Below are 14,059 nucleotides of genomic sequence, written 5' to 3' on the forward strand. Positions count from 1 at the left end.
GGCAGTATCCGCAACGGTGCCGCCGAGATCAGCCAGGCCTCCGACGACCTCTCGCACCGCACCGAAAGCCAGGCTGCCACGCTGGAGGAGACCGCCGCGGCGCTGGATGAGCTGACCGCATCGGTGAAATCCGCGGCTGAAGGCGCCCGCAGTGTTGAGGCCACCATGGCTGAGGCGCGCACCGAAGCGGAGAACAACCGCGAGGTGGTGCAGAGCGCGGTGTCGGCCATGACCGAGATTGAGCAGAGCTCGAACCACATCAGCCAGATCATCTCGGTGATCGACGACATCGCCTTCCAGACCAACCTGCTGGCGCTGAACGCCGGGGTTGAAGCCGCACGGGCAGGCGAGGCCGGCAAGGGCTTTGCCGTGGTCGCAAGCGAAGTGCGGGCGCTGGCGCAGCGTTCCTCGGATGCGGCAATGGAGATCAAGACCCTGATCGGCGACAGCTCCAAACAGGTGGAGCGCGGGGTGGATCTGGTCGGCAAGGCCGGCGAGGCGCTGCAAAGCATCGTCGAACGGGTCACCCATATCTCGCAGCTGGTCTCCGGCATTGCCGAGGGCGCCGCAGAGCAGTCCACAGGGCTGGCCGAAATCAACACAGGCGTGACCCAGCTCGACCAGGTGACACAGCAGAACGCTGCCATGGTGGAGGAGGCCACCGCGGCAGGCCACATGCTGAACACGGATGCTGCCAAGCTGGCAGAGCTTGTGTCGCATTTCACGATTGAAGGGCAGACTGCATCCCGCCCAGACCAGCACGGTGTGCCCAAGTCAGGTGCGGTTGTGCATGAGGTGGCGGATGAACTCTGGAACGAAGAGCCCCTTCGCCCTGCAGCAACAGGTACCGGCGGGGCAGGCAAATGGCAGGACTTCTGAGCCAAGCCAGGGCACAAGGCGCGGAGCCGGCCGCCGCCTCCTGGCAAGGCTGAAGCGGCGGTTCTCGACCTGACGGCTTTCCGGCATCCTGACTGACTGGAAACCCAAGCGGCAAGGGGCGGCCGCATGTTCGCCGCGGATCAATTACCGCAGCGCATCATCCGCCCCCTGCTCGAGCCGCCAGACTGCGTTTCCGGGCCGTAAAACACTGTCTCTGACGGCGCATGACGCGGATTACTTTCCCCGGTTCCGCTTGGTCTCAGCAGCAGGGTTTCACGCCGCTTCCTTTCCGTAATGGCGCCCCGGACTAAGCCATGACAATGGAGCGCGCGGAAGCCACGGCTCTGCCGCAGCGCCTTCGCAGCTAAACTGTGCTGCGTCCAGCCTCTCTGCCACGGAAAGTTGATGGGTCCCGGCCCGCTCAGCGCTTTCAGGGCGCGCGATCCGGCAAAGGCCATTCAGAATATGCGCCAGCCCAAGCGCTCCAGGCTGCCCGCCCGGCACCATGAAGCGCAAGGGTTCCGCAAATAGTATTTGCCCAACGTTTCCTTAACGTAAAATCCCGGCTGCCGTATCCAGCGCTTAGTTTTCCTTAATCAAATACCTCAAGATAATGACCCCATGCGTGAAATCGACTGACAGCAAATCCACCTAAAGTGAGCGCCGGGACAGCCGCTCCCGGTGCAGCGTAGTTTAAAAGGTAACAGAATGAGCAATACTCAGTTCTCCAACAGGGGTGCCCCGCCGGTTCTGCAGCCGGTCAATTTGAACATCCTCTCCGTCGACGACGATGAGATCGACAGGCTGCGTCTGAATAAGCTGTGCCGTAAGGCCGGGATGACGGCCGAATTCCACGAGGCCGCGACCTTGGAAGAAATGCGCCAGCGTCTGGACGACGAACAGTTTGATCTGGTGTTCCTCGATCATAACCTGGGCATGGAAACAGGGCTGGATGCTTTGAGACTGCTGGTGTCTCACGAAGATCAGGTTCAGGCTGTTCCGATAATGCTCACAAGCGCAACCAACTATCATATCGCTGTCGAGGCCATGCGCCGGGGCTGCGCGGACTATATTGTCAAGGATGAGCTGACAACGGATTCCCTGATGAAATCCATCGCCTCTGCGCTTGAGCGCCGGGCGCTTTACGGGCAATTGTCGAGCGCACGCGCTTCAGAAAAGGAGCTGAGGCGGATTTTCCAGCGTTTCATCGTCGGCTGCGGCCCCGATCTCCGGCTGCTTTTGAGCAGAACGCTCGCCGGGGTGCGCGTGATCAAGTCGCAGGCGCGTCAGGATGGCAGCCTGCCGCCCCCCATTTTGTCAGATGTCTCAATGCTGGAACGCAGTTGCAAGGATCTGGTTGTGTTCATGGATGACCTGGACAGCGTGATCGACGACACCCGGGAGTTTACCGCCAAAGTATCCCCCAATTTGCTGCAGTAACGGCCAGCCGAATTTGCCGGCGGGACCGGAGCTCCGGAGCAAATCCTTCCCGCGAATCTCCAAGCCTTCCGGCCCCCATGGCCAAGGGCCTTCTCTGCAGGCTGCGCCACAGGACTGCCATCGCGGGAAAACGCGAAAGCTTGCTTGTGGTGTGGCTGCATTGCAGTCCGCCGGTCCAGTGGAACCCGGTTCCGCCCGCCCCGGCCGCTGGCCTTTCCGGAACAAGGAAAAAGCAGCATGACACCCGACACGCGAGCCGCCAGCCGCCCTGCCCTGAACATCGTTCTTGTCGAGGATGATGACGGCGACGCCAAGGCCCTTCGCCGCGCTTTCAGCCGGGCAAGGATCGCCAATCCGATTCAGCGTTTTACCGATGGCGTCGAGGCCTTGGCCTTTCTGCGGGGCGAGATGAGTCAGGTGCCGCCGCCCAGCTTCGTCGTGCTGAGCGACATCAATATGCCCCGGAAAAGCGGCATAGAACTGTTGGAGGAAATCCGCGCTGATCCTGTTCTGCGCAAGATCCTGTTCATCGTGCTGACAACATCGGAAGACCAAAGGGATATCTCTGCAGCCTACGCAAACAACGTGGCCGGCTACATTCTCAAGTCCAATGCCGGCGACATGTTTGTCGATCTCATGGCCACGCTCGATCACTATTGGCGCATCGTTGAATTGCCCGAAATACACATCAGAAAGGTATCCGATGACGGCTCTCAGCATCCTGATCATTGATGATGACGCAGGCGACCGGAAACTGGTGCGCAGGCTTTTGCTGCAGTTGCACCCCGACGCCAAGGTGGCCGAGGCGGACAGCGGGAAAAGCGCCTTATCTCAAGCTGGCCTGCCAGTTGACGTGATCATTCTGGACTATCTCCTGCCGGACGGAACCGGGCTAGACCTTATCGCGCAGCTAACCGGCAGCTGGCCGCGGGCGGTTCTGTTCATGACCACCGGCCAAGGCGACGAAGAGATCGCCAAGAGCGTCATTTTGGCCGGGGCCAGCGACTATATTCCCAAATCCGCCATCACCGCCGAAGCCCTGCAACGGATGATTGCAAACGGGCTGAAGGTCGCTGAAATGCGCTGGCGGATCCAGGAACAGCAAAATGAACTGCGCTTGTTTTCCGATGTGCTGGTGCATGACATGCGGGCGCCGCTCAGGGCGATCAAATTTCTCAGCGACCAGATTGAGGAGGATTACCAGGATGGCGAATTCGATGAAGTGACCCGGCAGCTGGAGCTGATGAAGAAATCCGTCCGCAAGACCTCCGAACTGATTGAACGGCTGGCAAGCCACATCAACCCGCACAGCACTGGGACCGCCGAGCAAGTCACTGTCGAGAGCCTGTTCGACAGCTTGCGTGCCGTTTTGGCGCAGGACCTTGCGGAGTCCGGCGCCCGTATCGAATGGCAGTCCGGCGGCCTGAGCGTCTTTTGCTTTCCTCCCGATATCGTTCAGCTGCTGCAGAACCTGATTGGCAACGCGATCAAGTATAGTGGCGGGCGAACACCCGAGATTTCGGTGTCCGCCGAGCCCGCGGGCTCAGGCGTGATGATCTCTGTAGCGGACAACGGCATTGGGGTTCCGCCGGAGTACAGGGAAAAGATTTTTGAGCCCTTCAAGCGGCTGCAGCGCGGCAGCACGCAGCCTGGCACCGGGCTTGGACTGGCGACCTGCGCCAAAATCGCCAAACGCCACAATGGGACAATCTGGTGCGACCCGCATGCGGATTCCGGCACGACAATCCGGTTTGTCGTCAGCCTTGAAAACAGCCAGACGCAAAAATCAGCCTGACGATGTTTCCCGTCTTGCGGCAGCAGGCGTGCAGGGAGACCAGCCCCGGTCCGTCCTCCCCCCCCGCGTCAGGGCAGAGCAGGCCCGGTGCCCCGCGGTTGTCAGGCGCCCGTCAGTACCGGGAAATGCGCCAGTAATGAGGCTTTGGCTTCCAGGATATGCGCTCTGGTCAGGTCGGAGGCCAGCCGGGCATCACCCGCCTCGCAGGCCTCCAGGATGGCAAGATGCTCGCGGCCGGCACGCTCCATGCCGTTGCTCATCACCAGCTGCGCCCGGATATAGCGGTCGATCCGGTCCATCGCGCCATTGGCCGCTTCGCGGAAAAAGGCCAGCCTGCTGGCACTGTACAATCCGTCATGGAACGCCCGGTTCAGCACCCCCCATTCCATCGGGTTTTTTGAGGCATCGAAAGCGGCAAAATCGGCGCGCGCCTGTGCCAGCAGCTCCTGCGACATCCGCGGCACTGCATCGCGGATGATCTCCGGTTCCAGCAGCGCACGGAATTCGAATATCTCGGCGGCCTCATCCGCCGACAGGCCCGCGACTACGGCCCCTTTGAACCGCTGGGTCCGGACCAGGCCGTGCTCCTCCAGCCGGTTGATCGCTTCACGCACGGGCAGCCTGCTGGTCTTGAAATGGCGCGCGATCTCGTCCTGACGGAGCGGCTCACCTTCCGCCAGCCGCCCCTCGACAATGGCCTTGCGCAGCGCTTCGAACACAACTGCCGAGGCCGAGGCCGTTTTCGAGATATCAACCGGGTCCAGTTTCATGGCAGCGCGCCTCCTATACAGCAGGTGTATGCCAAGCGGCCTGCACGGAAAAGCAGGTTAGGCGGCCGCCCGAATCTGCAGCGCGGCGGGCGGCATCCCCGTCACACTTCCAGCGACACCCACAGCACCTTGGCGTCGTCCTTGCTGACCGACACGCAGCCATGGCCCATGCCGCTGTCGTAATAGACCGAGTCGCCGGGTCCCATGCGCAGCGGCCGGTAATGCTCAGTATAAAGGATCACCTCGCCGCTCAGCACAAACATGAACTCCTCGCCCTGGTGGCGCACCCAATTGTCGAACTCAGTGACATCACGTGCTTTGATGGTGCTGATGTAGGGCACCATGCGTTTGCTGGTCAGCTCGCTGCACAGCAGCTCATGGTCATAGGTGGTGGTTTCCTTGTGCTCGCCCTCGCCGGTGCGGGTGAAGTCCCGCCGCCCGGTAACACCGCTTTGCCCGGACTGCAGGAACAGCTGCGGGGTTTCCAGTTCCAACGTTTGCATCAGGCGGCGGATAATCTCGAAACTGGGGCGGGTCTGGTTGTTCTCGATCTTCGACAAAGTCGAGCGCCCGATGGCCGCAGCCTTGGCCGCCTCCTCCAGCGTCAGCCCCTTCTCCTTACGGGCGTCGCGAATCATTTTCCCCAGGACTTCCCCGTCCGGAGCCTCCATGGCCTCGGGGCCCAGTCCTGTTTCTTCTAAGGGAATTGGTTCCATTTCTGCGAATTCTCCTGATCCGAAAACAGCTTAGCTTTGATGTATTCGCGGGTCAAAATTTCCGTGACTGCACTTTTTGTTTGCAAGAGGGAAAAAGTTTCCTATAGGAGACGAAACGTCGTATACGGCAGCATACGTGCCGGTCCTGGACCGCTTTTCGGAGGAGAAACCACATGAGCGCATATGATCTGATTGTGATCGGGGCTGGGCCGGGCGGTTATGTCGCAGCAATCCGCGCGGCGCAGCTGGGCATGAAGGTGGCCTGCGTCGAAGGCCGCGGCTCGCTGGGCGGCACCTGTCTCAACGTCGGCTGCATCCCCTCCAAGGCGCTGCTGACGTCCTCCGGCAAATATGCCGAGCTGTCGCACCTGGCCGCACATGGCATCGCCGTCGAGGGCGCCAGCCTGGACCTGGGTGCGCTGATGGCGCGCAAGGACAAGATTGTCGGCGACCTGACCAAAGGCATCGCCTTCCTGTTCAAGAAGAACGGCGTCGACCACATCGAAGGCTGGGCCAGCATTCCAGCGCCCGGCCAGGTACAGGTCGGCGAGGACACCTACTCCGCCAAAAACATTCTGATTGCCACCGGATCGGAACCCAGCCCCCTCCCCGGCGTGGAGATCGACGAGGTGGACGTGCTGAGCAGCACCGGTGCGCTGGCCCTCGATGCCGCGCCAGAGCATCTGGTGGTGATCGGCGCCGGCGTGATCGGGCTGGAACTCGGGCAGGTCTGGTCACGCCTCGGCTCCAAGGTGACGATTGTGGAATACCTCGACCGCATCCTGCCCGGCATTGACGGCGAGATCGCCAAGCTGTCCCAGCGGGCGCTGAGCAAGCGCGGACTGAAATTTCAGCTGGCCCGGGCGCTGAAGACCGTCGAAAAGGGTGAAAACGGCCTGACCCTGACTCTGGACCGCGTGGGCAAGGACAAGGAAGAGCAGATTGAGGCGGACAAGGTGCTGGTCGCCATCGGCCGCCGCCCGGTGACCCGCGGTCTGGGCCTGGAAAGCTTGGGTGTGTCCATCAACACCCGAGGCTTCATCGAGGTGGACGAGCGCTTCTCCACCTCCGTCCCGGGGATCTATGCCATCGGCGATTGCGTGCCCGGCCCGATGCTGGCCCACAAGGCAGAAGAAGACGGCGTTGCCTGTGTGGAAATCATGGCGGGCGAGCACGGCCATGTGGATTACAACACCGTGCCGGGCGTGGTTTACACCGACCCGGAAGTTGCCTCCGTCGGCCAGACCGAGGAAGCGCTGAAAGAGGCCGGCACCGAGTACATCACCGGCAAGTTTGCCTTCATAGCCAACTCCCGCGCCCGCTCCACCGGCGAGACCGACGGTGCGGTGAAGGTCTTGGCCAGCCCCGAGGGCATGATCCTTGGCGCGCATATTTGCGGTGCGCATGGCGGCGATTTGATTGCCGAACTGGTGCTGGCGATGACCAAGGGTGCCACCGTCGAAGAGGTTGCCCGCACCTGCCACGCCCACCCGGCGATGGGCGAGGCGGTGAAGGAAGCCTGCCTCGACGCGCTTGGCCGCGCAATTCACACCTGATCTGGAGGAAATTGTCAGATGACAATCCAGCTGCGTCCCCGCCATCCGGAAAAGGCCCACAAGGCCGCCAGCGCCATCCCGCGCAAACCGAAATGGATCCGCAAAAAGAAGATCGAAAGCGCGGAGTATTACGACACCCGCAAGCTGATGCGGGAGCACAATCTGGCCACCGTCTGCGAGGAGGCCGCCTGCCCCAACATCGGCGAGTGCTGGTCCAAGCGCCACGCCACCATGATGATCATGGGCGAGGTTTGCACCCGCGGCTGTTCCTTCTGCAACGTGACCACCGGCAAGCCGGACACGCTGGATGCGTTTGAGCCGGGGCGGGTTGCGGCGGCGGTCAAGAAGCTGGGCCTGCGCCATGTGGTGATCACCTCCGTCGACCGGGACGACCTGGCAGACGGCGGGGCGGAGCATATCGCCCAGACCATCCGTGCCACCCGCCACCAGAACCCCGGCACCACCATCGAGGTTCTAACCCCGGATTTCCTGGGCAAGGGCGAAGCGGCGCAGGCAGTGTTTGCGGCGGCGCCGGATGTGTTCAACCACAACCTGGAAACCGTGCCGCGCCTCTATCCCCGTGTGCGCCCCGGTGCGCGCTATTACACCTCGCTGCGGCTGCTGGATGATGCCAAGCGCGCCAACCCGCAGCTGTTCACCAAGTCCGGCATCATGGTCGGCCTGGGCGAGACGCTGGAGGACGTGCGCCAGGTGATGGATGACTTGCGCGCTGCTCAGGTCGATTTCCTGACCGTGGGCCAGTACCTGCAGCCCACCCCCAAACACCATCCGATCGACCGTTTCTGGTCGCCAGACGAGTTCGCGCAGCTGGAACAGATCGCGCGCTCCAAGGGATTTTTGCATGTGTCAGCGACACCGCTGACCCGCTCTTCGTTCCACGCGGATGAAGATTTTGCCGCCCTGAAAAAGGCCCGTCAGATGGCCTTGGCAAAGGGCATTTAACCTTAACGCAAGCGGGAGGAGACCCATGGAAGCGTTAAATTCAATTGTAGGAGCCGTAAACGGCGTGGTTTGGGGGCCGATGATGCTGGTCCTCATTCTCGGCGTCGGCTTCTTCCTTCAGGTCGGCCTGAAGTTCATGCCGATCCGGAAACTGGGCATGGGCTTTGGCCTGATGTTCAAGGGCCGTGAAGGCACCGGCGAAGGCCAGATCACCCCCTTCAACGCGCTGATGACCGCCCTTTCGGCGACCATCGGCACCGGCAACATCGCAGGCGTCGCCACCGCCGTGTTCCTCGGCGGCCCCGGCGCGCTGTTCTGGATGTGGATGACCGCGCTGGTCGGCATGGCCACCAAATATTCCGAAGCCGTCTGCGCGGTGAAATTCCGCGAGCGTGACGAAGAAGGCAACTATGTCGGCGGCCCGATGTATTACATCAAGAACGGCCTCGGCGCGAAATGGGCCTGGCTGGGCGTGGCCTTTGCCGTGTTCGGCTCCATCGCCGCCTTCGGGATCGGCAACGGCGTGCAGGCCAACGGCGTGGCGCAGGTTCTGGAAACCAACTTCGGCTTCAACACCTCCATCACCGGCATCGTGCTGATGGTGCTGACCGGCGCCGTGATCCTGGGTGGCATCACCCGCATCGGCGCGGTGGCAGGCAAGCTGGTTCCGTTCATGGCGGTCAGCTACATCATCGCAGGCCTCATCGTTCTGGTTGTCAACGCGGACGCCATCGGCACCGCTTTCAGCTTGGTCTTCACCCATGCCTTCACCCCCTCGGCAGCCGAAGGCGGCTTTGCCGGTGCGGCGGTCTGGGCGGCGATCCGCTTTGGTGTGGCCCGCGGCGTGTTCTCCAACGAAGCAGGCCTCGGCTCCGCCCCGATCGCTCACGCGGCGGCTGAGACCAAAGGTCCGGTCAACCAGGGCCTGATCGCAATGCTCGGCACCTTCATCGACACCATCATCGTCTGCTCGATCACCGGCCTGGCGATCATCGCCTCCGGCGCCTGGACCTCGGGTGAATCCGGTGCGGCGCTGACCTCACTGGCATTTGAGACCTCGCTGCCCGGCTTCGGCGGCTACCTGATCGCCATCGCACTGTCGATCTTTGCCTTCACCACGATCCTCGGTTGGTCCTATTATGGCGAGAAGTGCATGGAGTTCCTGTTCGGTGTGAAGGTAATGCTGCCCTACCGCATCCTGTGGATCGTCGCGATCTACTTTGGCGCCACCGCTGACCTGGGCTTTATCTGGCTGCTGGCTGACACGCTGAACGCGATGATGGCCATCCCGAACCTGATTGCACTGGCCCTGCTGAGCCCGATCGTCTTCAAGGTGACGAAAGAGTTCTTTGCCACCGGCGGCAAATCGGAAGAAGCCCGCCACCCTGCGGAATAAGCTCTCCGGGAGGGCGCGCCCTGTGCCCTCCTCCACCCCGAAACCCTAGTAATTCAAAGGCTGCACAGGATGACCGACGCACCCAAACGCACCCCGCTTTATGACCTGCACGTCGAGCTTGGCGGCAAGATGGTCGACTTCGCCGGCTGGGAAATGCCGGTCCAGTACCCCATGGGCATCATGGGCGAGCACAAGCAGTGCCGCGAGAAGGCCGCGCTGTTTGACGTCTCCCACATGGGCCAAGTGATCCTGCGCGGCGAGAACGTGGGCGAGAAGCTGGAAACGCTCTGCCCGCAGGCCTATGCCACCCTGAAGGAAGGCAAGGCGCGCTACGGCTTCTTCACCAACGAAGACGGCGGCATCATGGACGACCTGATCGTCTCCAACGCCGGCGACCACTACTTTGTCGTGGTGAATGCGGCGCTGCGCCACCAGGACATCCCGCATATGCAGGCCAATCTGGACGGCGTCGAAGTGACCGAGATCTTCGACCGCGCGCTGGTTGCCGTGCAAGGCCCCAAGGCTGAGGACGTTGTGGGCAATCTGTGCCCCGCCGCCCGTGACCTGAAGTTCATGGAAACCACCGTGGCGGACATCGACGGCGTCGAATGCCGCATCTCGCGCCTCGGCTACACCGGCGAAGACGGCTACGAAATCTCGATCCCGGAAGCCGATGCTATCCGCATTTCCAAACTGTTCCTGGTCCATGAAGACTGCGAGCCCGCAGGCCTCGGCGCCCGCGACTCCCTGCGCCTCGAAGCCGGCCTCTGCCTCTATGGCAACGACATCGACCAGTCGACCTCGCCGATTGAGGCGTCGCTCTCCTGGGCGATCCAGAAGCGCCGCAAGGAAGAGGGCGGCTTCCCCGGTGCCGCCCGCATCCAGAAGGAACTGGCCGAGGGCCCGTCGAAGAAACTGGTCGGCATCAAGCCCGAAGGCCGTGCCCCCGCCCGCCAGGGTGTGGAAGTCCAAAGCGAAGGCGGCGATACTCTCGGCACCATCACCTCGGGCAGCTTCGGCCCCACCGTCGGCGGCCCGGTCGCCATGGGATATGTTGCGGCAGACCATGCCCAGCCGGGCACCAAGGTGAACCTCATTATCCGCGGCAAGGCGCAGCCGGCTGAAATCGTTGCCCTGCCCTTCGTCACTCAGAACTACAAACGCTAAGACATCATCAGGAGAGTCAACATGGCCACCTATTACTCTGAAGAGCATGAATGGATCACCGTCGAAGGCGACGTGGCAACCCTGGGCATTACCCAGCACGCCGCCGACCAGCTGGGCGAAGTTGTCTTTGTCGAGCAGCGCGAAGCCGGTGAAGAATTCGAAAAGGGCGGCGAGATCGGCGTCATCGAGTCGGTGAAGGCCGCCTCTGAAATCTACGCGCCGCTGGACGGCGAAGTGGTCGAGGTGAACGAAACCCTGGCCGACAATCCCGGCGCCCTGAACGAAAGCCCGGAAGGCGATGCCTGGATTTACAAGATCAAGATCTCCGACGCCTCCCAGCTGGACGATCTGATGGATCTGGACGGCTACAAGGCCCTGATCGGCTGAATGCCCTGGCGGATCCGCCGCAACCCGCCCGGATCCGCTCTTCATCTGGCTAAAAATATCCCCGCCGGAGGCTCCCGCAGTCCCGGCCGGGCGTGACCTTCATACAGGAGCGCTTTAAATGGCCTTCAAACTTACCGATTACGAAGCCTACGACTTCGCCAACCGGCGCCACATCGGCCCCTCGCCGCGCGAAATGGCCGACATGCTGCAGGTGATCGGCTTCAAAACCCTAGACGAGCTGATCGACGCCACCGTGCCGCCAGCCATCCGCCAGAAAGAGGCGCTGGACTGGGGCCCGGCGATGACCGAGCGCGATGCGCTTTTCCACATGAAGCAGGTGGCAAGCAAGAACAAGGTGCTGACCTCGCTGATCGGCCAGGGCTACTATGGCACCACCACGCCGGCGCCGATCCTGCGCAACATCCTGGAAAACCCGGCCTGGTACACCGCCTATACCCCCTATCAGCCGGAAATCTCCCAGGGCCGTCTTGAGGCGCTCCTGAACTTCCAGACCATGGTCAGCGACCTGACCGGCCTGGACATCGCAAACGCGTCACTCCTGGACGAAGCAACCGCCGCTGCCGAAGCCATGGCAATGGCGCACCGCGGCTCGCGCTCCAAGGCGAACAACGCAGCCTTCTTCGTCGACAAGAACTGCCACCCGCAGACCGTCGCCGTGATTCAGACCCGCGCCGAGCCCTTGGGCATCGACGTTGTGGTTGCCGATCCGGACGAACTGGACCCGGGCGCAGTCTTTGGCGCAATCTTCCAGTATCCCGGCACCTACGGGCATGTGCGCGATTTCACCAAGGAAATCGAAGCCATCCACGAGCACAAGGGCATCGCCGTTGTGGCCGCCGACATCCTGGCGCTGGCGCTGCTGAAGTCGCCCGGCGAAATGGGCGCGGACATTGCCATCGGCTCCACCCAGCGCTTTGGCGTTCCGATGGGCTATGGCGGCCCGCACGCAGCCTATATGGCAACCACCGACAAGCTGAAGCGCGCCATGCCCGGCCGCATCATCGGCGTGTCGGTTGATGCCCGCGGCAACAAGGCCTACCGCCTGGCGCTGCAGACCCGCGAACAGCACATCCGCCGCGAGAAAGCCAACTCCAACGTCTGCACCGCGCAGGCGCTGCTGGCCGTTATCGCGTCGATGTATGCGGTCTACCACGGCCCCGACGGCATCAAGGCGATCGCCCAGTCGGTGCACCGCAAGACCTCGCGCCTGGCCGCGGGTCTGGAGGAGCACGGCTTCAAGGTGGAGCCGGAAGTGTTCTTCGACACCATCACCGTCGAGGTCGGCCCGCTGCAGAAAACAGTGATGGAAGCGGCTGTTGCCCGCGGCGTCAACCTGCGCAAGGTGGGCGAAGACCGTATCGGCATCTCGCTGGACGAACAGACCCGCGCTGAGACCATCGAAGCTGTTTGGGGTGCCTTCGGAATCGAAAAGAAGGACGACAGCGTCAAGAACCGCGCCTACCGCCTGCCCGACTACGCGCTGCGTGAAAGCGAATATCTGACCCACCCGATCTTCCACAAGAACCGGGCCGAGGCAGAGATCACCCGCTACATGCGCCGGCTGGCCGACCGCGACCTGGCGCTGGACCGTGCGATGATCCCGCTGGGGTCCTGCACCATGAAGCTGAACGCGACCATCGAGATGATCCCGGTCACCTGGCCGGAATTCGGCAACCTGCACCCCTTCTGCCCGGAAGATCAGGCGCAGGGCTACCACCAGATGATCGCCGATCTGAACGACAAGCTGTGCCAGATCACCGGCTATGACGCGATTTCCCAGCAGCCGAACTCCGGCGCGCAGGGCGAATACGCGGGCCTTCTGACGATCCGCAACTACCACACCGCCCGCGGCGAAGGTCACCGCAACGTCTGCTTGATCCCGACCTCCGCGCACGGCACCAACCCGGCATCGGCGCAGATGGTGGGCTGGAAAGTGGTTCCGATCAAAGCGGACGACAAAGGCAACATCGACCTGGCCGACTTCCGCGAGAAGGCAGAGAAGCACTCTGACCACCTTGCAGGCTGCATGATCACCTATCCGTCCACCCACGGCGTGTTCGAGACTACCGTGCAGGAAGTGTGCGACATCACCCATGAGCACGGCGGCCAGGTGTACATCGACGGCGCCAACATGAACGCCATGGTGGGCCTGTCGCGTCCGGGTGACATCGGCGGCGACGTCAGCCACCTGAACCTGCACAAGACCTTCTGCATTCCGCACGGCGGCGGCGGCCCCGGCATGGGTCCGATCGGCGTCAAGGCGCATCTGGCAGAGCACCTGCCGGGCCACCCGGAATACGGCACCGCCGTGGGTCCGGTCTCGGCTGCTCCGTTCGGCTCGCCTTCGATCCTGCCGGTCAGCTGGGCCTACTGCCTGCTGATGGGCGGCGAGGGCCTGACCCAGGCGACCCGCGTGGCGATCCTGAACGCCAACTACATCGCGGCGCGCCTGAAAGAGGCCTACAAGATCCTCTACACCTCGGAAACGGGCCGGGTTGCGCATGAGTGCATCCTCGACACCCGTCCGCTGGCGGAGGAAGGCAACGTCACCGTGGACGACATCGCCAAGCGTCTGGTCGACTCGGGCTTCCACGCCCCGACCATGTCCTGGCCGGTGGCGGGCACGCTGATGGTGGAGCCGACCGAATCCGAACCCAAGGATGAGCTGGACCGCTTCTGCGACGCCATGCTGTCGATCCGTTCGGAGGCGCAGGACATCATCGACGGCAAGATCGATCCCGAGAACAACCCGCTCAAGCACGCGCCGCACACGGTGCGCGACCTGGTGGGCGAATGGGACCGCCCCTACAGCCGCGAACAGGCCTGCTTCCCGCCGGGCAACCTCGGCGTCGACAAGTACTGGCCGGTGGTGAACCGGGTCGACAACGCCTATGGCGACCGTCACCTGGTCTGCACCTGCCCGCCGATGTCGGACTACGAAGAAAGCGAAGCCTGATCCCTCAGGCCTC

Annotated in this window: 12 protein-coding genes; 10 read left to right on the forward strand and 2 right to left on the reverse strand. The window is 62.7% G+C overall.

From position 1 onward, the window contains the following. From AC4HIX_RS16085 to AC4HIX_RS16100, 4 genes are all read left to right on the forward strand, one after another. A partial coding sequence (locus tag AC4HIX_RS16085; protein WP_490399725.1) for a methyl-accepting chemotaxis protein occupies positions 1 to 879 on the forward strand: 879 nt, incomplete at its 5' end. Positions 880 to 1,587: 708 nt separating this feature from the next. Further along, on the forward strand, positions 1,588 to 2,319 hold the full coding sequence (locus tag AC4HIX_RS16090; RefSeq protein WP_475047114.1) for a response regulator: 732 nt from the start codon (positions 1,588 to 1,590) through the stop codon (positions 2,317 to 2,319). Between the two features lie 237 nt (positions 2,320 to 2,556). Continuing rightward, a complete protein-coding gene (locus tag AC4HIX_RS16095; protein WP_475047115.1) occupies positions 2,557 to 3,051 on the forward strand; it encodes a response regulator in 495 nt (164 codons plus the stop codon). Beyond that, positions 3,023 to 4,114, forward strand: coding sequence for a sensor histidine kinase (locus AC4HIX_RS16100; RefSeq protein WP_475047117.1), 1,092 nt, complete (start codon positions 3,023 to 3,025; stop codon positions 4,112 to 4,114). The genes AC4HIX_RS16095 and AC4HIX_RS16100 overlap by 29 nt, the downstream gene beginning before the upstream one ends. Positions 4,115 to 4,215: 101 nt before the next feature. On the opposite strand, the gene AC4HIX_RS16105 is transcribed toward AC4HIX_RS16100, so the two are convergent. Together AC4HIX_RS16105 and AC4HIX_RS16110 are read right to left on the reverse strand one after the other, a co-directional pair. Continuing rightward, entirely contained in the window at positions 4,216 to 4,884 is a 669-nt protein-coding gene (locus AC4HIX_RS16105; RefSeq protein ID WP_490399726.1) for a GntR family transcriptional regulator, read from the reverse strand. Between the two features lie 101 nt (positions 4,885 to 4,985). Next, entirely contained in the window at positions 4,986 to 5,600 is a 615-nt protein-coding gene (locus tag AC4HIX_RS16110; protein ID WP_490399727.1) for a helix-turn-helix domain-containing protein, read from the reverse strand. Positions 5,601 to 5,773: 173 nt separating this feature from the next. Here AC4HIX_RS16110 and lpdA point away from each other — a divergent pair, with 173 nt between their 5' ends. From lpdA to gcvP, 6 genes are all read left to right on the forward strand, one after another. After that, positions 5,774 to 7,156 carry a dihydrolipoyl dehydrogenase gene (gene lpdA / locus AC4HIX_RS16115; RefSeq protein WP_490399728.1) on the forward strand — a complete coding sequence of 461 codons (1,383 nt, stop codon included), beginning with the start codon at positions 5,774 to 5,776 and terminating at the stop codon, positions 7,154 to 7,156. A gap of 18 nt (positions 7,157 to 7,174) precedes the next feature. After that, a complete protein-coding gene (gene lipA, locus AC4HIX_RS16120; protein WP_490399729.1) occupies positions 7,175 to 8,119 on the forward strand; it encodes a lipoyl synthase in 945 nt (314 codons plus the stop codon). 25 nt (positions 8,120 to 8,144) lie between these two features. Continuing rightward, a complete protein-coding gene (locus tag AC4HIX_RS16125) occupies positions 8,145 to 9,515 on the forward strand; it encodes an alanine/glycine:cation symporter family protein (protein ID WP_490399730.1) in 1,371 nt (456 codons plus the stop codon). 69 nt (positions 9,516 to 9,584) lie between these two features. Further along, positions 9,585 to 10,682, forward strand: a complete 1,098-nt coding sequence (gcvT, locus tag AC4HIX_RS16130) for a glycine cleavage system aminomethyltransferase GcvT (RefSeq protein WP_490399731.1) — start codon at positions 9,585 to 9,587, stop codon at positions 10,680 to 10,682. Between the two features lie 21 nt (positions 10,683 to 10,703). Further along, entirely contained in the window at positions 10,704 to 11,069 is a 366-nt protein-coding gene (gene gcvH / locus AC4HIX_RS16135; RefSeq protein ID WP_490399732.1) for a glycine cleavage system protein GcvH, read from the forward strand. 118 nt (positions 11,070 to 11,187) lie between these two features. After that, positions 11,188 to 14,046, forward strand: coding sequence for an aminomethyl-transferring glycine dehydrogenase (gene gcvP, locus AC4HIX_RS16140; RefSeq protein ID WP_490399733.1), 2,859 nt, complete (start codon positions 11,188 to 11,190; stop codon positions 14,044 to 14,046). The last annotated feature ends 13 nt before the right edge of the window (positions 14,047 to 14,059 follow it).

It is taken from the genome of Leisingera sp. (genome assembly GCF_982940295.1).

Excerpts from the sequence above, each read along its gene's own strand:
- AC4HIX_RS16105 (WP_490399726.1), bottom strand. The coding sequence starts at position 4,884 with ATGAAACTGGACCCGGTTGATATCTCGAAAACGGCCTCGGCCTCGGCA.
- AC4HIX_RS16095 (WP_475047115.1), top strand. The coding sequence starts at position 2,557 with ATGACACCCGACACGCGAGCCGCCAGCCGCCCTGCCCTGAACATCGTT.
- AC4HIX_RS16125 (WP_490399730.1), top strand. The coding sequence starts at position 8,145 with ATGGAAGCGTTAAATTCAATTGTAGGAGCCGTAAACGGCGTGGTTTGG.
- AC4HIX_RS16110 (WP_490399727.1), bottom strand. The coding sequence starts at position 5,600 with ATGGAACCAATTCCCTTAGAAGAAACAGGACTGGGCCCCGAGGCCATG.
- lipA (WP_490399729.1), top strand. The coding sequence starts at position 7,175 with ATGACAATCCAGCTGCGTCCCCGCCATCCGGAAAAGGCCCACAAGGCC.
- gcvT (WP_490399731.1), top strand. The coding sequence starts at position 9,585 with ATGACCGACGCACCCAAACGCACCCCGCTTTATGACCTGCACGTCGAG.
- gcvP (WP_490399733.1), top strand. The coding sequence starts at position 11,188 with ATGGCCTTCAAACTTACCGATTACGAAGCCTACGACTTCGCCAACCGG.
- gcvH (WP_490399732.1), top strand. The coding sequence starts at position 10,704 with ATGGCCACCTATTACTCTGAAGAGCATGAATGGATCACCGTCGAAGGC.
- lpdA (WP_490399728.1), top strand. The coding sequence starts at position 5,774 with ATGAGCGCATATGATCTGATTGTGATCGGGGCTGGGCCGGGCGGTTAT.
- AC4HIX_RS16090 (WP_475047114.1), top strand. The coding sequence starts at position 1,588 with ATGAGCAATACTCAGTTCTCCAACAGGGGTGCCCCGCCGGTTCTGCAG.
- AC4HIX_RS16100 (WP_475047117.1), top strand. The coding sequence starts at position 3,023 with ATGACGGCTCTCAGCATCCTGATCATTGATGATGACGCAGGCGACCGG.